Genomic DNA, 19,909 nt, shown 5'->3' with positions numbered 1-19,909 from the left:
TCGGTGGTGCGCTGTGGGGTGTCGTGCACGCCCGTCGGAGCCACCCGGAAGCCTGGAGTCATGGTCATGTCAGACAAAGGGTGACTCCTGTGCGTCAGCCGAAAGATTGAGGCCTCCACAGGAATTGCACAAGGGCCCTGCACGCACGCACGTACAGGGCCCCGGCCCCCGCCCCTCGGGCCCCCGGCCCGTCAGCCCGCCGGGCGGGCCTGCTTCAGCACCTCGGCCGGCAGGGCATCGCCGGCTCCGATGACCTCGATGCCGAGCAGCCGTCCCGACGCGTCCACGTCGAGGAACACCTCGGCGTCCGCCCCGATCCCGGCGACGGGGATCTGCCGGGCGGCGGCGCCGTCGGCGATGTGCGCGACGAGTGACACATAGGCGGTGTCGTTCTCGCGGTCGTACTCGATGTGCATGGTTCGCCTCTCGGGAACGGGCTCAGTTGCGGCCGACGGACACGACGTTCCCGGCCTTGTTGACGACGACCCAGACCTTGCCGGTGGTGTACTTCCACGTGCCGGGCGACTTGCCCTTGGTCTTCTTGCCGGTCTTCACCGTACGCGCGACCATCTCCTGGCTGATGCCGCGCTGGGCCATGCGCTGGGCCGCGTGCCGGGAGATGCTCTTGACGCCCTGGGTGAGCAGCAGCCGCCCGGCGACGATCGCGATCGGGATGAACCACGCCGGGTCCGCCACCACCGGGAAGGCCGTGCCGGGGCCGGGCCGCACGGTCTGGATCAGGGCGCCGCCCTCGACGCGGTACTCGGTGGGCACGGCCTCGCCGCGCGCGTCCTTCGCCCAGGGCGCGTCGAACGTACCGAGGTACTCCTCGCCGCGGCTGACCAGGATGGAGCCGTCCTCGAGGACCTCGGTGACCGCGTCCGCGGGCAGGCCGAGCGGGAAGCGGAACTCGGTCGGGGCGTCCGCGTCCTTGAGCGTGACGAGGGTGCGCACACCGTCGTGGTTGGGCTGCACGGCCAGGTCGATGTCCTCGCCCGCGCCCGGGTAGACGACGGTGCCGTTGGCGCCCGTGGCGGCCTGGGAGTCGGCGCTGCCGGGCAGGGTGAGACGCAGTACGTCGGTGCCGTAGGCGAACTCCACGGCCCCGTCGGCGGTGGCGGGCGCGGTGATCCGGGCCGCGGACGTCTCCGTGGTCACCTCCGCGCGGGTCGCGCCGCCGCCGAGCGGCGTTCCGGGAACGAGGTCGGAGGTCCCCGTGACGCGCTCGACCGTCTCGGCCGCCTGTACGGCCAGGGACGACCGGGCCTCGGCGCCACCGGTCTCCGCGTGCGCGCCCGCGGCGGTCAGCAGCACCGCGCCGGCGGTGCAGCCCGCCACCAGGATGCGGGCGTGGAGGCGTCGGCGTCGGGCGGGGCGGTCCTGGGTGTGGTGCATGTGCGTCCTTGCTCAAGGCCCGTTCCACGGGCGGGTGCTGATCGGCGACCTGACGGATCGTGACAGCGGTACACCCGCCGGGGACATCCGCCCGAGGGCGGGAACCGACCCCGCCGACCGGCGGGGGCCGGGCCCGTGGCCGTGTGCCGTCGTGCCGTCGTGTGTCAGGTGGCACACGACGGCGGTGCAACGTCTCGCGGGGGAGGACCGTCGTAACGAGCGTTGAGAGCGACGGGTGGGGGAAGCGGACGTGATACGGGTCGCGGTGGTGGACGACGAGCCTCTGGTGCGTGCCGGGCTGCGGGTGATCCTCGGTTCGACGGAGGACATCACCGTGGTCGCCGACTGCGGGGGAGCGGGCGCCGTGGAGGCCGTGCGGACCGGGCGGGTGGACGTCCTGCTGCTCGACATCCGGATGCCGGTCCTCGATGGGCCGTCCGTGCTGCGCCAGGTCGTCGGCCTGCCGAAGGCCCCGGCGGTGGCGATGCTGACCACCTTCGACGCCCGTGAGCACGTGGACGAGGTGCTGCGGCTGGGGGCGGCAGGGTTCCTGATGAAGAACACCGCTCCGGAGCAACTGATCGAGGCGGTGAGGGCGTTGGCCGCCGGTCGCCGGGTGCTGGCGCCCGAGGCGGTGGGGCAGGTGATCGACGGGTACCTGCTGTCCGGCCGTGACGAGGAGGCCGTATGGCAGGTGCGCGCCCTCACCGGCCGGGAACGCGAGGTGCTCGCGCTGGTGGGAGCGGGGCTCAGCAACCGTGCCATCGCGGGCCGGCTGCACCTGGCGCACGGCACGGTCAAGGACCATGTGAGCGCCGTACTGGCGAAACTGGGAGGTCTCAACCGGGTTCAGGCGGCCGTGGTCGCCGACCGGGCGGACCTGGTCGAGGCCGGGGCGGAGCGGGGGTGAGGGGGCCGGGGCCGTCCGGGGCGCTGTCGAGCCGCGCTCCGACGGCACGGACAGGCACAGGGGACAGCGGTTCGCCGGCCACCCGCCCTGGTGCCGGTGCCGTACGACGCCTCGCGTCCCGCGCCCTCCCCGTGCTGGTCGCCCTCGTCGACGGGCTGGTGGTCAACGGCCTGACCGCCGGTCACGGGACGTGGCTGGCCCTCGTCGCCGCCGGTGCGTTGCTGCTGCGGCGACGGGCCCCCGAGGTGGCCGTGCTCGCCGGACTGCCGGGGCTGTACCTCGGGCACATCGCCTTCGCCCCGGTGATCGCGCTGTACTGCGTCGCCGTCCGGCGCGGCCCTCTCCTCGTCCCCGTGACGGGCGCGGCGGCGGTCGCGGTGGCATGGTTGGTGCCCCACCCGGCGGCCGGCGTCTCCTCCCTCGTGCTCGACCGGGAGACCGCGCTGCTGGCCCTGGACTGCTGCGGACTGGCGGCCGGCATCGTCGTACTCGGCCGGTCGGTACGGTCACGGCAGGAGCACCTGCGGGAGGCGACGGCCCGGCGGGCCTGGGAGAACCAGGTCCTGACCGAGCGGGTGCTGGCCACCGAACGCAACCGGCTGGCCCGGGAGATGCACGACGTGGTCGCTCACAAGGTGAGCCTGATCAGTCTGCAGGCCGGCGCGCTGCAGGTGGGCCGGCCCGGGGACGCGGACGTGCGGACCACGGCCCGGTCGATCCACGAACTGTCCGCGCAGACCCTCACCGAACTGCGGCATCTGGTGGGGGTGTTGCGCACGGCGGGAGGCACGGAAGCACAGGCCGTCCCCGGGGCCGGACCGGCCGACATCACGGGCCTGGTCCGCGACAGCGGCCTCCCGGCGGACCTCGACGTGCCGACACCTCCGCCCGCGGTGCCCGAAGCGGTCGAACGCGCCGCGTACCGCACGGTCCAGGAGGCCCTGACCAACATCCGCAAGCACGCTCCGGGCGCCCGTGCGCGCATCCGCGTCCACTACGCGGCCGGACTGCACGTCGAGGTGCACAACACGCCCCCTGCCCGGGCCACTTCCCACCCGGCCCTCCCCGGAGGCGGCCACGGCCTGGTCGGCCTGCGGGAACGCGCGCACCTCCTGTCCGGAGAGTTCCACGCGGGCCCGACCCCGGACGGCGGCTTCACCGTACGGGCGATGTTCCCCGTGGGGTGGGCGACGTCCGACGGTCCCGAGAAGCCCAGGCCACTGACAGGATCGGCGCAGGCCGAACCGACGACCTGAACTGACCAGTCGTCAGTCTCCCTGCCGCACCCGCCTACGATGCGCCCAGCCGTACGTCAGACCCCCGCGCACCACCCCGCCTCAGCCAGGAGCACCGTCCCCGTGTCGATACCCCCGCCCCCCGGGACCCCGCAGCCCCAGGACCCGTACGGCCGGCCACCTGCCGACCGGCCCCAGGCGCAGCGTCCGTACGGCACCCCGGTCTCCGTCAACGCGCTCGCCGTGGCCGCTCTCGTGCTCGGCGTGCTCTGCTTCCTGCCCGTCGCGGGGCTCGTCCTGGGGCTGGTCGCGCTGTGGCAGATCCGGCGGTCCGGGCAGAGCGGACGGGGCATGGCGATCGCCGGGGTGGTGCTGTCGTCCGTCGGAGCCGTGCTGTGGGGGGTGGTGCTGGCCACGGGCGTCGCGTCCGAGGTCTGGGCGAGGTTCCAGGACGGTGCGCGGGGCAACGAGAGCCTGTCGCTGCGCACCGGCGACTGCTTCGACGCGCCCGACGGTCTGGAGGGCGACACCTACGACGTCGACCGGGTCCCCTGCCAAGACGGCCACGACGGTGAGGTGTTCGGGGTCGTCACACTGCCGGGCGGCGCCTTCCCGGGCGACGGCAAGGTCACCGACATCGCCGACGAGAGGTGCTACGCGCTCCAGGACCGGTACGCCATGGACTCCTGGGCGATGCCGGCCGACGTCGACGTGTACTACCTCATGCCGTCCCGGGAGACCTGGCGCTACGGCGACCGCGCGATCATCTGCGTCTTCGGCGGCACCGACGCGAAGGCCGAACTGACCGGCTCCCTGCGCGGCGACCCCACCACGCTCGACACCGACCAGGTCGTCTACCTGTCCGCGGCCAACGCCGTCGACGCGGCGCTGTACGAGGAGCCGGAAGAGCCCCCGGAGGACGACCTCGCCGGATCCCGGGCCTGGGCCGGGCAGGTGCACGACGTGCTCGGCGAACAGATCGAGGCCCTGCGCGGCCATTCCTGGCCCTCGGCCGCCCAACGGCCCGTCGCCGACCTGGTCGAGGACATGGAGGAATCCCGCGAGCAGTGGTCGAAGGCGAGCGAGGCCGGTGACGTGGACACCTACTTCACGCACTACCAGAAGGCGCACGCGTACGTCGACGGCCCGGCGACCGTCACGGCGCGCAAGGCTCTCGGGCTGGCCACCACCCCGCCCTCGTTCGACGACAGCGAGAGTGGGAACTCCGAACTCGAGGTGTGACGGCGGCTATAGCGGGGAGAAAGTGCCTGCGTAAAGCCCTCAGGGCCACTATGTCATCACATCGAGTGATTCTCTGGCCTTTGCTTGCACCGCACAACCTACGGTTGCCACGCTGTTGCTGTCTGTACAACCTGATGGGAGCGGCCAGTGACATTCGGTGAGCAGCCGGCGTATCTGCGCGTCGCGGGTGATCTCCGCCAGAAGATCGTCGACGGTCAGCTGCCACCGCACACCCGGCTCCCCTCCCAGGCCAGAATCCGCCAGGAGTACGGAGTCTCGGACACCGTGGCCCTGGAGGCCCGCAAGGTGCTCATGGCGGAAGGCCTGGTCGAGGGCCGCTCCGGCTCGGGGACGTATGTGCGCGAGCGGCCCGTCCCCCGGCGTGTCTCCCGCTCCGGATACCGCCCGCCCGGCGGGGCCACGCCGTTCCGCCAGGAGCAGGCCGACGGGGAGGGGCGCGGCACCTGGGAGTCGAGCAGCGAGCAGTCCGAGGCGAGTGTCGCGGTCGCCGAGCGGCTGGACATCGAGCCGGGCGACCGGGTGATGTGCACGAAGTACCTCTTCCGCGAGGGCGGCGAGGCGATGATGCTCTCCACGTCCTGGGAGCCGCTCGCCGTGACGGGCCGTACGCCCGTGATGCTGCCGGAGGAGGGGCCGCTCGGCGGCATGGGCGTCGTCGAGCGCATGCGCGCGATCGAGGTGATCGTGGACAACGTCACCGAGGAGGTCGGCGCCCGTCCCGGGCTCGCCGAGGAACTGCTCGTCCTGGGTGGCGTCCCCGGCCATGTGGTCGTCGTCGTCCAGCGCACGTTCTACGCCTCCGGCCGCCCGGTCGAGACGGCCGACGTGGTGATTCCGGCCGATCGGTACCGGGTCGCCTACCACCTTCCGGTCAAGTAGCGAACGCTCCCATCCGTCCCGGGGCGCGCTCCCTGCGCGCCCCGCTCACACGATCACCGAGGCGGCCGTCGTCGAACGGGACGGTCCGCATTCCCGTGCCGGTCGTCGTCTTCGCAGGTCGACAATGGTGTCTGCGGTATGCCTCCGGCCGGATGCGTCGAGGCACTCTGACGGCGCGTTCACCGGCGCGCGCCCCCTGCGTTCTGGCTGGTTGCGTACCTCTTTGTGAAAACCCGTATTCGCTGCGTGAAGGTTAGGCGTACGCTCGGGCATATGCGCATTGCGGTTTCCTTAGCGGGTGGGGCGCGGCACAGGCCGCGGGTGGGAAGTGGAGGGGCGCGATGAACGACAGCACGATCACTCTTCCCTGGCTCGTGATACGAGAAGACGACAACGGCAACCGCTACCGGGTGGGCCGGTACGCGACCAGGTCCGAGGCCCAGAAGATCGCGGACAGCCTCGACGGCCGCGGTCACAAACAGCTCTACTGGGTCGAGCGGCTGGGGCAGAACGGGGCGGGCGCGTGACGCGCGACTGACCTCATCCCCCGGAGTGTCTGCGCCCGGAGTCGGTGTCCGGATCGGCGTCCGGCCATGCTCCCGTAGGCTCCCCGCATGAGTGAGCGGATCGTCGTCGTAGGTGCCGCGCTGGTCGACGAGGGGCGGTTGTTGGCGGCCCGGCGCAGTGCGCCCGTCGAGCTGGCCGGGCGCTGGGAGTTGCCCGGCGGCAAGGTCGAGCCGGGGGAGACGGCCGACGCCGCGCTCGTACGGGAACTGCGCGAGGAACTCGGCGTCGACGCCGAGGCCGGCGGGCGCGTCCCGGGGGAGTGGCCCCTGAAGTCGCCCTACGTCCTGCACGTGTGGACCGCACGGCTGCGCCCCGGCTCCGCCGCCCCCGAGCCTCTCGAGGACCACGACGAACTGCGCTGGCTCGGCCCCGGCGAGATCTGGGACGTGCACTGGCTCGACCAGGACGTCCCGGCCGTACGGCAGACCCTCGCGCACCTCGGAGCCGCGGAAGGCCTCACCTCTTCCGGTCCCGGCGCGGAGGAAGTGCCCGGCGCCTGAGGCCGTCCGGGGGCGTACGGTGTCGGGCAATTGCTGTACGGGCGCCCCCTGTGCCTTTCGTGCCACTGTGCGCTGCCCGCGCGGTACTCCGCCCCGGATATCGGGTATGTGCTCATTAACCCCATGAAACCGGACATGGGTGGGCTTCCTGTCAGGGGAGTGATCGGCGTGATCGACGCCGAAGGTGACTGCGCCGAGTGGACCTTTCCCGCCGAACCGGGCGCCGTACGCACCGCCCGCCAGGTCGTCCGCGGCCAACTCCGCGCGTGGAACCTCGACAGCCTGGCCGACCTCGCGGCGTTGCTGGTCAGCGAGTTGGTCACCAACGCCCTGCGCCATGCCACGGGTCCCATCGGGCTTCGCCTGGTCCGCCCGTCCGACCTGGACGGCGTCCTGCGGGTCGAGGTCTCCGACCCCCTCCCGGACCCACCCCGCGAGCGCGCCGCCCGGCCCGAGGACGAGAGCGGCCGCGGGCTGCAACTGGTCGCCTCCTCCTGCCGCCGATGGGGCACCCGGCCCGGCGCCGCGGGCAAGACGGTGTGGTTCGAACTCGCTGTGCCGGGGTGAAAAATCGGTGTACGTACGCCCTGTCACTGTCGAGCGATTGGTTCAGGCCAGTGGCGGTTGTCGAAAGACGTGATTCGACGACGTGTCCCCTGGTTAGAAGACTGGAAGTGTTGTCACGGTCCGGACCGAAAACCATCGGGACCGTGCTGTGATCGTGAACACCGTGTTGTGCGGCACCGTAGTGCTGGATACTGCGGGCAGCCGCCCCCGGTGACCGGTGCCGGACGCGGTGAGCTGGAGGGGACGGTTCGCGTGAGCGAGATACCAGCGAAGGCCACGGGGTCCGAGGACCCGTCGGACGGCGCGAGGGCCAGGGCCGTGGACGGCCTGGCTTCCGCGGTGGGAGGTGCGCTCGCGGCCGACAGGGTGCAGCCCGGGGACGCCATGTGGCAGAGCAGTCCCCCGGGATCCATCTACGACTACATCAAGGTCGCGTCCTTCTCGATCGGCCCCGACGGGCTGGTCGACCAGTGGAGCCTGCGCGCCGAGCACCTTTTCGGCATCCCGGCCGCGACCGCCGTCGGCATGGATCCGATCGAGGCCTTCATCGACCCGCGTCATCACGAGCGGGGCATGCGCAAGATGGCCGAGATCCTCGACGGCCGCGAGTGGACCGGCGTGGTGCCCTTCCGGATGCCCGAGGGCGCCGAGGGCGAATGCGGTCATGAGGGACTCGCCGAGGTGTACGTCATGCCGACGCGCACCGAGGACGGCGAGAAGGCCGCCGTCTGCATCGTCGTCGACGTCCGCACGCTGCGCACCATCGAGACCGACCTTGCCGCATCGCAGGCCATTTTCAGTCAATCCCCTTTCGGTTTCCTCCTGATCGACTCCGATCTGCGGGTCCGCCGCGTCAACCAGCGGTTCGCCTCCATCTTCGGCGGCGCGCCCGACGAGCACCGCGGCAAGGGCGTCCACGACTACCTCCAGCGCGGGGAGGCCGAGCGGGTCGCCGCAACGCTGAGCAGGGTGCTGGAGACCGGCAGCTCCATCACGGACATGCATGTCACGGGTTTCGTGCCGGGCTCCGACGAGCGCCGCCACTGGTCCGTCAACCTCTACCGTGTGCACAGCGGTTCGGGCCGCCCCATCGGGGTCGCCTGGCTCGGGATCGACATCACCGCCCGCCGCGAGGCCGCCCGCGAGGCCGCCGCCGCCCGGCGCAACCTGGCTCTGCTGAACGAGGCCGGCGCCCGCATCGGCAACTCCCTCGACCTGGAGACCACGGCCAGGCAACTCCTCGACGTGGTCGTGCCCGGCTTCTGCGATCTGGCCACCGTCGACCTGTACCAGGGTCTGCTGGTGGGCGACGAGACCCCGCCCGGGCTCGCCGACGGCAGCGCCGAGCTGCGCCGGGTGGCGTTCGCCAGTGCCGTCTCCGACGAGCCCTTCGCCGGTACCGGTGTGCCCGTCTCGGTCGGCGCCGTCCACCACTACCCGTTCAACTCGCCCTGCGCGGACGCCCTGCGCACGGCCCGGCCCCAGTCCGTCCCCGGCGAGGACGGGGGGCTCGTGCAGTCCACGCTCGCCGTGCCGATGGTCGCCCACGACACCGTCGTCGGGCTCGTGCAGTTCGCCCGCACGAAGGGCAGCGAGCCGTTCGGCGACCGGGACCGGGACCTCGCGGTGGAGCTGGCGGCGCGCGCGGCGGTCTGCATCGACAACGCCCGCCTCTACCGGCGCGAGCACGAGCGGGCGTTGATACTGCAACGGTCCCTGCTCCCGCCCGGCGACCCGGAGGCCTCCGGCCTCGACATCGCCTGCCGCTACCTGCCCGGCAACGCCAACACCGGCCGGCCCAGCGAGGTCGGCGGCGACTGGTTCGACGTCATCGAACTCCCCGGGCACCGCACGGCGCTCGTCGTCGGCGACGTCATGGGACGCGGCCTGCGCGCCGCCGTCGCCATGGGCGAACTCCGTACGGCGGTCAGGACCCTGGCGCAGCTCGACCTGGAACCGGCCGAGGTGCTCTCCCAGTTGGACGAGATCGCCCGCGGCCTCGGCGCCCCCGGGGGCGTCCAGCAGGCGACCAGGGCGGCCCGCCGCCCCCGTGAGGCGGACCTCTCGGAGGTGTACCTCGCCACCTGCGTCTACGCCGTCTACGACTCCGTCACCCGGCGCTGCACCTTCGCCAACGCGGGCCATCTGCCGCCCGTCCTGGTCGAACCGGGCGAGTCGGCCCTGATGCTCGACGTGCCGCCGGGCATGCCGCTCGGTGTCGGCGGCGAGCCCTTCGAGGAGGTCGAGGTCGAACTCCCCGAGGGCGCGCTGCTCGCGCTCTACACGGATGGACTGGTCGAAAGCCGCGACCATCCCCTGGACGAGGGCCTCCAGGCCTTCGTCAGCGCCCTGTCCGACCCTGCCCAGCCGCTGGAGGACGTCTGCGACCACGTCCTCAACACCCTCGACACCCACCACGGCGAGGACGACATCGCGTTGCTGATGGCACGTGTACAGGGCCTGCCGAACGAGTCCGTCGGCGACTGGACCCTGCCGCGCGAGCCGCGCAGTGTGGGCCGGGCCCGTGAGTACGCGCGTGCCCAGCTGATCAGCTGGGACATGGAACCCCTGGTCGACACCACGGAGCTCCTGGTCAGCGAGCTGGTCACCAACGCCCTGCGCTACGGCGAGGGCGAGATCCGCCTCCGGCTGCTGCTCGACCGCACCCTGGTCTGCGAGGTCTGGGACTCCGGCCTGGTCCAGCCGCGCCGCCGCCGGGCCCGCGACACCGACGAGGGCGGCCGCGGCCTGCAGCTCGTCGGCCTGCTCAGCGCCGCGTGGGGCTCCCGGCGCACGCCCCTGGGCAAGACGGTCTGGTTCGAACTCCCCCTGCCCGGCGGCGAAACCCGCCTGACGGATCCGGCGGAGGCGCTGCTGAGCCTGTTCTGAGAACGCCCCGCCGCCACCGTACGCTCACGCCATGCCGATACCCACCACACGGCTCCGAGCGACGGCCACACCGACGGCCCCCGCCCTGCTCCTGCGTCCCTGGACCCCCGAGGACGCCGCGGGGCTGGCCGCCCTGGGCCGCCGGGACGACGCCGCGCTGCGCCGCTGGACGTCCTTCGCCGTCGACGACGAGCCGAGCGCCGCACGGTGGCTGCGTGAGCAGCAGCAGGGCTGGGAACAGGGCCACCGCTACGCGTTCGCCGTCGAGGAAGCCCACCCCTCCGGCACGCCCGGGCCGTTGGCGGGCAACGTCGTCCTCAAGGACGTCGCCCCCGGCACCGCGTCCGCCGAGGTCGGCTACTGGACAGCGGCCCACGCACGCGGCCGCGGCATCGCCTCCCGCGCCCTGCACACCCTGACCGACTGGGCCTTCACCACCTTCGCCCCCACCGGCCTGACCCGCCTGGAACTCCTGCACCAGGTCGACAACACGGCCTCCTGCCGAGTGGCGCAGAGCCACTGCCCCCTCACAGGCATCCGCCCGGCCCTCAGCCTGCTGAAGAGCGTCTCCTGATCTTCGAGCCCAGCCACACCAGCGGGTCGTACTTGCGGTCGACCGCTCGTTCCTTCAGGGGGATCAGCGCGTTGTCCGTGATCTTGATGCCCTCGGGACAGACCTCCGTGCAGCACTTGGTGATGTTGCAGTAGCCCAGGCCGTGTTCGTCCTGGGCGGTGGTCTTGCGGTCCAGGCCGGATTCCGAGGCCGCGTCGAGGGGATGCATGTCGAGTTCCGCCACCCGCATGAGGAAACGGGGGCCCGCGAAGGCCTGTTTGTTCTCCTCGTGGTCGCGGACGACATGGCAGGTGTCCTGGCACAGGAAGCACTCGATGCACTTGCGGAACTCCTGCGAGCGGTCGACGTCCTCCTGCATCATGCGGTACTCGCCGGGCGCGACCCCGGCCGGCGGTACGAAGGCCGGGACCTCCCTGGCCTTGGTATAGTTGAAGCCGACGTCGGTGACCAGGTCGCGGACGACCGGGAACGCCCGCAGCGGCGTCACCGTGATCGTCTCCTCCCGGTCGAAGACCGACATGCGGGTCATGCACATCAGCCGGGGCCGGCCGTTGATCTCCGCCGAGCAGGAACCGCACTTGCCCGCCTTGCAGTTCCAGCGCACGGCGAGATCGGGGGCCTGCGTGGCCTGGAGACGGTGGATGATGTCGAGGACGACCTCGCCCTCGTTCACCTCGACCTCGAAGTCCTCCAGGCCGCCGCCCCCGACATCGCCCCGCCACACCTTGAACCGGGCCTCGTAGCCGCTCACTCGTACAGCTCCTCTTCGGCCAGGTACTTCACCAGCTCCTCCTTGTCGAACAGGGCGAGCAGGTCCGCACGGACGGGTTCGGTGGTCTCGCTGGTGAGGGTGATCTGGCCGCGGACCGGATCCGCCGCCAGCCCGCCCGTCGGGTCGGTGAGCGCGCACAGCAGGTTGATACGGCGCCACTTGCGGTCCATCCCCGGATGGTCCTCACGGGTGTGCCCGCCGCGCGATTCGGTGCGCTCCAGCGCGGCCCGCGCCACGCACTCGCTGACCAGCAGCATGTTCCTGAGGTCCAGGGCGAGGTGCCAGCCCGGGTTGAACTGCCGGTGCCCCTCGACCCCGGCCCGGCGCGCCCGTACCCGCAGCTCGGCCAGCTTCTCCAGGGCCTGCTTCATCTCCGGCTCGCGGCGGATGATGCCGACCAGGTCGTTCATCGTCTGCTGGAGTTCCTGGTGCAGGGTGTACGGGTTCTCCGGCGGGCCGCCCGAGGGCTCCTCGCTCTCCGCCTCGGCCGAGAAGGGCCGTAGAGCCTCGGCTGCGGCGGAGTCGACCTGGACGTCGTCCACGACGGGCCGCGCACCGGCCAGCCCCGCCGTGTACTCGGCCGCGTGCCAGCCCGCCCGGCGGCCGAACACCAGCAGGTCGGAGAGGGAGTTGCCGCCGAGCCGGTTGGAGCCGTGCATGCCGCCGGCCACCTCACCGGCCGCGAACAGCCCCGGCACCCCGCGGGCCGACGCCGTGTCGGACTCGACCGCGACCCCGCCCATGACGTAGTGACAGGTGGGCCCGACCTCCATCGCCTCCGCCGTGATGTCGACGTCCGCCAGCTCCTTGAACTGGTGGTACATCGACGGCAGCCGGCGCTTGATGACCTCGGCGGGCATGCGGGTCGACACATCGAGGAACACGCCCCCGTGGGGCGAGCCGCGCCCCTCCTTCACCTCGGCGTTGATCGCCCGCGCGACCTCGTCGCGGGGGAGCAGCTCGGGGGGACGCCGGTTGTTGTCCGGGTCGTCGTACCAGCGGTCGCCCTCGTCCTCGGACTCGGCGTACTTGTCCTTGAAGACGTCGGGGATGTAGTCGAACATGAACCGCTTGCCGTCGGAGTTGCGCAGCACACCGCCGTCGCCGCGCACCGACTCGGTGACGAGGATGCCCTTCACCGACGGCGGCCAGACCATGCCGGTCGGGTGGAACTGCACGAACTCCATGTTCAGCAGGGGAGCGCCCGCGAGGAGGGCCAGCGCGTGGCCGTCGCCGGTGTACTCCCACGAGTTCGACGTCACCTTGAAGGACTTGCCGATACCGCCGGTAGAGATCACGACGGCGGGTGCCTCGAGGACGAAGAAGCGGCCGGACTCGCGCTCGTAGGCGAAGACCCCCGAGACCCGGCCGTCCTCCTTCAGGACGCGCGTGACCGTGCACTCCTGGAAGACCTTCAGCCGGGACTCGTAGTCGCCGGTCTCCTTGAAGTCCTCCTGCTGGAGCTGGACGATCTTCTGCTGGAGCGTGCGGATCAGCTCCAGGCCCGTGCGGTCGCCGACGTGGGCGAGGCGCGGGTACTCGTGGCCGCCGAAGTTGCGCTGGGAGATCCGGCCGTCCTCGGTGCGGTCGAACAGCGCGCCCCAGGTCTCCAGCTCCCACACCCGCTGCGGCGCCTCCTGCGCGTGCAGCTCGGCCATCCGCCACTGGTTGAGGAACTTGCCGCCGCGCATGGTGTCGCGGAAGTGGACCTGCCAGTTGTCGCCGGTGTTGACGTTGGCCATCGCCGCGGCGATACCGCCCTCGGCCATCACGGTGTGCGCCTTGCCGAACAGCGACTTGCAGATCACGGCCGTACGGGCACCCCGCTCACGGGCCTCGATGGCCGCGCGCAGCCCGGCCCCGCCCGCGCCCACCACGACGACGTCCCACTCCTGCCGGTCGACCACGGACATCAGAACGCCCCCCTCATCAGAAGAACCGCGGATCGTCGAAGGCGCCGGAGGCGACCAGGTAGACGTAGAAGTCGGCGAGCGCCACGCTCACCAGAGAGGCCCAGGCGAGCTGCATGTGCCGGGCGTTGAGCTTCCCGGCCCACTGCCACATCCGGTAGCGCACGGGATGCTTCGAGAAGTGCTTGAGCTTGCCGCCGACGATGTGCCGGCACGAGTGGCAGGAGATCGTGTACGCCCAGATCAGCACGATGTTGACCAGGAACACCAGGGTGCCGAGGCCCATGTGGCCCCACGCGTAGTTCTCGTCGCGGAAGGCGAGCACGGTGTCGTACGTGAGGATCCCGGCGACGGCGAGCGCGGCGTAGAAGAAGTACCGGTGGATGTTCTGCAGCACCAGCGGGAAGCGGGTCTCACCGGTGTACTTCTTGTGCGGCTCGGCCACCGCGCAGGCCGGCGGGGACGCCCAGAAGCCCCGGTAGTAGGCCTTGCGGTAGTAGTAGCAGGTCAGCCGGAAGCCGAGCGGGAAGATCAGGATGATGATGGCGGGCGAGATGCCCCACCAGCTGCCGAAGATCTCCCAGTTCGGGCCGGCCTTCATCGGCTCGCAGCGCTCCGCCAGGCACGGCGAGTAGAAGGGCGAGACGTACGGCGCCGCGTAGTAGTGGGCGTCGGCGAAGGCCCGCCAGGTCGAGTAGACGATGAAGGCCAGCAGGCCGGCGGCCGTGCCGGCCGGGGCCAGCCACCAGCGGTCGGTGCGCAGGTGCGGGGCGGAGATAGCGGCGCGCGTACCCGCCCGTACGCCGCCGCTTCTGGGTTGGGGTTCGGTGGCGGGAGGTTCCGTACCAGTGGTCACGTGACGACTCCGGTCGGGGTTCGGGGGAGGTGCCGGTCGTACGACTCCTGACCGGTCAGGGAGCGCGCCGGTCGCGGGCGCCGAGCCCCTCGTCGTCCGAGTCGCGCCACAGGGCGGAGTCGTACGGCGCGTCCGAGATGGTGACGAGCTCGGGGCGCTTCGGTGCGGCCGGCGAGGCGGCGGCGTCGCGCAGCAGGGCGACGCTCTCGCGCAGATGGTTGGCGTCGGCCCGGACGCGGCGCATCTCCAGGCCGCCGGTTCCGAGCTGCTTCTCCAGGCGTCCCACCGACCGGAGCAGGTCGTCGAGGCTGCGCTGGACTGACGTCAGTTCGTCGTGAACGGACATGACTTGCCCTCACTTCCGCGGGTCCTTCGAGGCCCAAGGCGGCAACGTTCATGCGCCTGCGAGTGTTGCGCGTCACACCTTGTGCTGTGAAGGGATGTGCATCGATTGGCCGAGGCGCATGGGTGCGCTTCTGCCGTGTATTGCTCCGCACGGGTGACTCTCCGACCGTGACCGCCGTGTCGCCCTGTGTTGCCGAACCCTTTCCTCTTCAGTGGGCCGCATACATCAGATGAAATCCAAATACCGCCAAAAGTGATCATAACGCCCGCGGCTTTCCGGAGGTAGCACAGATGTCCCAGCACGGCGTCGGCCCGCGTGCGGTCTCACGCTCGGTCGCCTTCCTCCTCACCGCGGGAGTGCTCGCGGTACCCGCGCTCGCCGGATGCGGCTCCGAGGATCCGGCCGGCAAGCCGCTCGCCGGGCAGGACATCCAGCCCGCCCCCCGCGACCGGATCACCGACGGCGGAACCCTGCGCTGGGCCGTCGACTCCGTGCCCGACACCCTGAACATCTTCCAGTCGGACGCCGACGCGACCACCACCCGCGTGGCCCAGGCCGTCCTGCCGTCGATGTTCCGGATGAACGCCGAGGGCCGCCCGGAGGCCAACCCCGCCTATCTGGAGTCCGCCAAGGTCGTCGAGACGGAGCCCAAGCAGGTCGTCCTCTACAAGCTGGACCAGCAGGCCGTCTGGAGCGACGGCCGGGAGATCGGCGCCGCCGACTTCGCCGCCCAGTGGCGCGCCCTGTCCGGCCATGACACCGCCTACTGGACCGCCCGCAACGCCGGCTACGACCGCATCCAGAAGATCGAGCGCGGGGACAACGCCCTGGAGGTCCGGGTCACCTTCAGCCGCCCCTACGCCGACTGGCGCTCCCTGTTCTCGCCGCTGTACCCGAAGGACGTCATGGGCACCCCGGACTCCTTCAACGACGGGGCACGCAAGAAGCTCAAGGTCACCGCGGGCCCCTTCATGGTGAAGAAGCTCAGCCGCAAGGACGAGCAGATCACCCTCACCCGCAACCCGCGCTGGTGGGGCCGGCCGGCCAAGCTCTCCGAGATCGTGCTGCGCACGGTGCCGCGCGAGAAGCGGGCCAAGGAGCTGGCCGCCGGCACCCTCGACCTGGCCGAGATCGCCCCCTCCGAGGCCCGCCGCATCACCGTCGCCGCCCGCCCCCGGGGCTCCAGCAGCCCGGTGATGGGCCCCGAGGCGGACCAGAAGCCGCGCAAGGCGGCCGACAAGCACGCCCGGCAGCAGCAGGCCCTGCGCGGCTTCGAGGTGCGCAAGTCCCTGGAGCCGGCCTTCACCCAGCTCGCCCTGAACGGGGCCGAGGGGCCGCTCGCCGACGAGCGCGTCCGCAGGGCAGTCGCCCGCGCCCTGGACCGCAAGGAACTGGCCAAGGCCGTGCTGAAGCCCCTCGGCCTGCCCGCCGTACCGGTCGGCAGCCACCTCGCCCTGTCCGGGCAGGCCGCCTACGCCGACAACAGCGGCGCCCTCGGCGGCCAGGACACCAAGGAGGCCCAGGCGCTGCTCGCGGACGCCGGGTGGGTGCGGGGCGGCCCGATCAAGGAACAGAAGAAGAAGGGGGAGAAGGCGGCCGGTGCGGAGGGCGAGAAGGCCGGCAAGTCCTCCGAGGGCGAGTCCGGGAAGGACGACGGCGAGTACATCGTCGGCTCGGACGACAAGGACCGGCAGGACGGCAAGGCGCACCGCGACAACGACCCGGCCCACCTCGCCCAGGACGGCAAGCAGTACAAGCAGCCGCACCAGGGCGGTGCCCCCGGCGCGTACGCCCCCATGGGCACCGCCGCGCCGGCGGGACGCGAGGCCGCCCCGCTCGCCAAGAACGGCAAGCCGCTCACCCTCCGCTTCGTGCTCCCCTCCGGGCCCGGCTCCCAGACGCTGCGCACGGTGGCCGACCGCATCGCCCGCATGCTGGAGCGCGTGGGCATCGGCACGGAGATCTCCAAGGTCTCCGACGAGTCCTACTTCAAGGACCACATCGCCTCCGGCCAGTACGACCTCGCCCTCTACTCCTGGCCCGCCTCCGCCTTCCCCGCCACCGACGCCCGTCCCGTCTACGCCAAGCCGGTCCCGGCCGCCGACGGTTCGCTGAACGTCGAGCAGAACTACACCCGCGTCGGCACCGACCAGGTCGACCAGCTCTTCGACCAGGCCGTGGCCACCCTCGACGAGGGCGAGTCCCGCTCCCTCATCCGCAAGGCGGACTCCCGCATCTGGGCGTCGGCCGGCTCGATCCCCCTCTTCCAGCGCCCCCAGCTCATCGCCGCCCGCAAGAACCTGGTCAACACCGGCGCCTTCGGCCTCGGCACCCCGGTCTACGAGGACATGGGCTTCCTGAAGAAGGGCGCGAAGCCGGCGTCCGGCCCGTCGGCGAAGGGCTCCGCGACCGCGACCCCGTAGCTTCCTTGCCACCCGCGCGGGGCGCCCGCATCATGAACACGACAGTGATCATGATGCGGGCGCCCTGGCGTCCGTACGACGGGGGACGGGGGCCGGCGTATGCGCGGCACGGTACGGCTGACCTGCGCGGCTGGGCTGTTCATCGGGGTGCTGATGACGGGGCTGACGGCGTGCACGGGGGACTCGGGCGGCGGCGGGGAGGACAAGGCCGAGGCCTGCGCGGACGGTACGTACGCATGGTCCGGCGTCCGCCGGGAGCAGCGGCTGACCGCGCTCTCCGACCCGATCAGGTTCAAGAAGAAGACCGGCACCTACAGGTCTCGCCTCGAGTCCGTCGGCGACACGGTGTACCGACCCTCGGTGACCGGTACGCCCGAGGGCGCCGACGCGGCCGAAGTGATCAAGGCCCTGGGCAGGCACCTGAAGGTCGATGAGCCGCTCGCGGGTCCGTCCGAAACGGAGCGGCCGGAGCAGGACCACTTCTTCGAGTCGTCGACCGGCGCCCATGAGGGCGCGTACTACGCGTGGGCGGAGATCGACCTGGTCGAGGCCGACTTCACCTACACCTGTGGGGACGGCGAGCCCGCCAAGGGCCATGTACGGACCTGGGAAGGGACCGGCGCCGGATTCCTGCCCTGTTCCGAGCCCTCGGACGAAACGGCCGGCCAGATCGCCGCCGAGCGGACCTGTCCCCCCGGATCCGAGGCCGCGGAGGAGGCCTGACCTGCGCCGACGTATCCCGGCTGAACCCAGCCGCCGAGCACCCGTACCATGGGGTGAGGCCGTGGCATGTTGAGCCCGGCAGGGTCCGCGCACCGCAGACGTCCGCGCAGGGCCTTCCTCACACTCCGGGAGTACGCCTTCTTATGGCCACGCGCCACGACATCCGCAACGTCGCCATCGTCGCCCACGTCGACCACGGCAAGACCACCATCGTCGACGGCATGCTGAAGCAGGCCGGTGCCTTCGCCGCCCACCAGCTCGAGGGCGTCGACGACCGCATGATGGACTCGAACGACCTGGAGCGTGAGAAGGGCATCACGATCCTCGCCAAGAACACGGCGGTGAAGTACCACCCGAAGGACGGGGGGGACGTCATCACCATCAACATCATCGACACCCCCGGTCACGCCGACTTCGGTGGCGAGGTCGAGCGCGGTCTGTCGATGGTCGACGGTGTCGTCCTGCTCGTCGACGCCTCCGAGGGCCCGCTGCCGCAGACCCGCTTCGTGCTGCGCAAGGCGCTGCAGCAGCGCCTGCCCGTCATCCTGTGCATCAACAAGACGGACCGTCCGGACTCCCGGATCGACGAGGTCGTCAACGAGACCTACGACCTCTTCCTCGACCTGGACGCCGACGAGGAGCAGATCGAGTTCCCGATCGTCTACGCCTGCGGCCGCGACGGCATCGCCTCGCTGACCAAGCCGGACAACGGCACGGTCCCCGCCGACTCCACCAGCCTGGAGCCGTTCTTCTCCACGATCCTGGAGCACATCCCGGCGCCGACCTACGACGAGGCCGCCCCGCTCCAGGCCCACGTCACCAACCTGGACGCCGACAACTTCCTCGGCCGTATCGCACTGCTCCGTGTCGAGCAGGGCGAGCTGCGCAAGGGCCAGACGGTCGCGTGGATGAAGCGCGACGGGTCCGTCAGCAACGTCCGCATCACCGAGCTGATGATGACCGAGGCGCTCACCCGCAAGCCGGCCGAGATGGCCGGCCCCGGTGACATCTGCGCGGTCGCCGGTATCCCGGACATCATGATCGGCGAGACCCTGGCCGACCCGGAGAACCCGGTCGCACTGCCGCTGATCACGGTCGACCAGCCCGCGATCTCCATGGTCATCGGCACCAACACCTCCCCGCTGGTCGGCCGTGGCGCCACCGGCAAGGGCGCCGACAACAAGGGCGCCGTCAAGGACCGCAAGGTCACCGCCCGCCAGGTCAAGGACCGCCTCGACCGCGAGCTGATCGGTAACGTCAGCCTCCGCGTGCTGGACACCGAGCGCCCCGACGCCTGGGAGGTCCAGGGCCGTGGCGAGCTGGCCCTCGCGATCCTCGTCGAGACCATGCGCCGGGAAGGCTTCGAGCTGACCATCGGCAAGCCGCAGGTCGTCACCAAGGAGGTCGACGGCAAGACGCACGAGCCCGTCGAGCGCATGACGATCGACGTGCCCGAGGAGCACATGGGCGCGGTCACGCAGCTCATGGGCGTGCGCAAGGGCCGCATGGACAACATGTCCAACCACGGCTCCGGCTGGGTCCGCATGGAGTTCGTCGTCCCCTCCCGCGGTCTGATCGGTTTCCGTACGGAGTTCCTGACCCAGACCCGCGGCACGGGCATCGGCCACTCCATCCACGAGGGCTTCGAGCCCTGGTTCGGCGCGCTCCAGACCCGTAACAACGGCTCCCTGGTCGCCGACCGCTCCGGTGCGGTCACCGCGTTCGCGATGACCAACCTCCAGGAGCGCGGCGTGCTGTTCACCGAGCCGGGCACCGAGGTGTACGAGGGCATGATCGTCGGCGAGAACTCCCGCGCCGACGACATGGACGTCAACATCACCAAGGAGAAGAAGCTCACGAACATGCGGTCCTCCTCGGCCGACTCGTTCGAGGCGATCGTCCCGCCGCGCAAGCTCTCCCTGGAGCAGTCCCTGGAGTTCTGCCGCGACGACGAGTGCGTCGAGGTCACCCCGGAGGCCGTGCGCATCCGCAAGGTGAACCTGGACGCCCGCGAGCGCGCCCGCGCCGCGAGCCGCGCCAAGCACGGCTGACGCCTCCCGCCGCACGACGACGCCGGGCACCCCGCGATGCGGGGTGCCC

18 protein-coding genes are annotated in these 19,909 nt (G+C 71.2%); 12 read left to right on the top strand and 6 right to left on the bottom strand.

The genetic code is table 11. The annotated features are described in order from the left end of the window. Positions 1-191 precede the first annotated feature (191 nt). Positions 192-416: a DUF2283 domain-containing protein gene (locus tag ACFT4A_RS18795; protein WP_382831469.1), complete on the bottom strand. Its 225-nt coding sequence runs from the start codon at positions 414-416 to the stop codon at positions 192-194. 22 nt (positions 417-438) lie between these two features. Further along, positions 439-1,395 (bottom strand): DUF4258 domain-containing protein, encoded by a 957-nt coding sequence (locus ACFT4A_RS18790; protein ID WP_382831466.1) that lies wholly within the window; start codon positions 1,393-1,395, stop codon positions 439-441. Positions 1,396-1,645: 250 nt separating this feature from the next. Here ACFT4A_RS18790 and ACFT4A_RS18785 point away from each other — a divergent pair, with 250 nt between their 5' ends. The 9 genes from ACFT4A_RS18785 (at position 1,646) to ACFT4A_RS18745 (ending at position 10,779) form a co-directional block, all read left to right on the top strand. Then, entirely contained in the window at positions 1,646-2,305 is a 660-nt protein-coding gene (locus tag ACFT4A_RS18785) for a response regulator (protein WP_382831464.1), read from the top strand. Further along, a complete protein-coding gene (locus ACFT4A_RS18780) occupies positions 2,302-3,561 on the top strand; it encodes a sensor histidine kinase (RefSeq protein ID WP_382831462.1) in 1,260 nt (419 codons plus the stop codon). The genes ACFT4A_RS18785 and ACFT4A_RS18780 overlap by 4 nt, the downstream gene beginning before the upstream one ends. A 102-nt stretch (positions 3,562-3,663) precedes the next feature. After that, positions 3,664-4,782, top strand: coding sequence for a septum formation family protein (locus ACFT4A_RS18775; protein ID WP_382831461.1), 1,119 nt, complete (start codon positions 3,664-3,666; stop codon positions 4,780-4,782). A 147-nt stretch (positions 4,783-4,929) separates the two neighbouring features. Beyond that, positions 4,930-5,682 (top strand): GntR family transcriptional regulator, encoded by a 753-nt coding sequence (locus ACFT4A_RS18770; protein ID WP_382831459.1) that lies wholly within the window; start codon positions 4,930-4,932, stop codon positions 5,680-5,682. Positions 5,683-6,023: 341 nt separating this feature from the next. Then, a complete protein-coding gene (locus ACFT4A_RS18765) occupies positions 6,024-6,209 on the top strand; it encodes an SPOR domain-containing protein (RefSeq protein WP_184590840.1) in 186 nt (61 codons plus the stop codon). An 87-nt stretch (positions 6,210-6,296) separates the two neighbouring features. Beyond that, positions 6,297-6,749: a (deoxy)nucleoside triphosphate pyrophosphohydrolase gene (locus ACFT4A_RS18760; RefSeq protein WP_382831457.1), complete on the top strand. Its 453-nt coding sequence runs from the start codon at positions 6,297-6,299 to the stop codon at positions 6,747-6,749. Between the two features lie 123 nt (positions 6,750-6,872). Next, entirely contained in the window at positions 6,873-7,316 is a 444-nt protein-coding gene (locus tag ACFT4A_RS18755) for an ATP-binding protein (RefSeq protein ID WP_382831455.1), read from the top strand. Positions 7,317-7,568: 252 nt separating this feature from the next. Next, positions 7,569-10,205: a SpoIIE family protein phosphatase gene (locus ACFT4A_RS18750; RefSeq protein ID WP_382831453.1), complete on the top strand. Its 2,637-nt coding sequence runs from the start codon at positions 7,569-7,571 to the stop codon at positions 10,203-10,205. Positions 10,206-10,236: 31 nt separating this feature from the next. Then, positions 10,237-10,779: a GNAT family N-acetyltransferase gene (locus ACFT4A_RS18745; protein ID WP_382831450.1), complete on the top strand. Its 543-nt coding sequence runs from the start codon at positions 10,237-10,239 to the stop codon at positions 10,777-10,779. Here the strand turns inward: ACFT4A_RS18745 and ACFT4A_RS18740 are convergent. Genes ACFT4A_RS18740 through ACFT4A_RS18725 form a run of 4 tightly spaced genes read right to left on the bottom strand, consistent with a single transcriptional unit; the run spans position 10,754 to position 14,663 of the window. Next, positions 10,754-11,530: a succinate dehydrogenase/fumarate reductase iron-sulfur subunit gene (locus ACFT4A_RS18740; RefSeq protein WP_382831447.1), complete on the bottom strand. Its 777-nt coding sequence runs from the start codon at positions 11,528-11,530 to the stop codon at positions 10,754-10,756. The two genes, ACFT4A_RS18745 and ACFT4A_RS18740, sit on opposite strands and share 26 nt — an antisense overlap. Next, on the bottom strand, positions 11,527-13,464 hold the full coding sequence (locus ACFT4A_RS18735; RefSeq protein ID WP_382831445.1) for a fumarate reductase/succinate dehydrogenase flavoprotein subunit: 1,938 nt from the start codon (positions 13,462-13,464) through the stop codon (positions 11,527-11,529). The genes ACFT4A_RS18740 and ACFT4A_RS18735 overlap by 4 nt, the downstream gene beginning before the upstream one ends. Positions 13,465-13,480: 16 nt before the next feature. Continuing rightward, positions 13,481-14,317 carry a hypothetical protein gene (locus tag ACFT4A_RS18730; RefSeq protein ID WP_382831443.1) on the bottom strand — a complete coding sequence of 279 codons (837 nt, stop codon included), beginning with the start codon at positions 14,315-14,317 and terminating at the stop codon, positions 13,481-13,483. Between the two features lie 55 nt (positions 14,318-14,372). Beyond that, a complete protein-coding gene (locus ACFT4A_RS18725) occupies positions 14,373-14,663 on the bottom strand; it encodes a hypothetical protein (RefSeq protein WP_189723040.1) in 291 nt (96 codons plus the stop codon). Between the two features lie 290 nt (positions 14,664-14,953). Here ACFT4A_RS18725 and ACFT4A_RS18720 point away from each other — a divergent pair, with 290 nt between their 5' ends. From ACFT4A_RS18720 to typA, 3 genes are all read left to right on the top strand, one after another. After that, a complete protein-coding gene (locus ACFT4A_RS18720) occupies positions 14,954-17,086 on the top strand; it encodes an ABC transporter family substrate-binding protein (RefSeq protein ID WP_382831440.1) in 2,133 nt (710 codons plus the stop codon). Positions 17,087-17,185: 99 nt separating this feature from the next. Continuing rightward, positions 17,186-17,809: a hypothetical protein gene (locus tag ACFT4A_RS18715; RefSeq protein WP_382831437.1), complete on the top strand. Its 624-nt coding sequence runs from the start codon at positions 17,186-17,188 to the stop codon at positions 17,807-17,809. Positions 17,810-17,952: 143 nt separating this feature from the next. Further along, positions 17,953-19,860: a translational GTPase TypA gene (gene typA / locus ACFT4A_RS18710; protein WP_382831435.1), complete on the top strand. Its 1,908-nt coding sequence runs from the start codon at positions 17,953-17,955 to the stop codon at positions 19,858-19,860. Positions 19,861-19,909: the final 49 nt, after the last annotated feature.

This window comes from Streptomyces sp. NPDC057099 (assembly GCF_042671245.1).
Classification (GTDB): Bacteria; Actinomycetota; Actinomycetes; order Streptomycetales; family Streptomycetaceae; genus Streptomyces; species Streptomyces purpurascens.
This window is presented reverse-complemented; position numbering and strand designations above follow the sequence as displayed.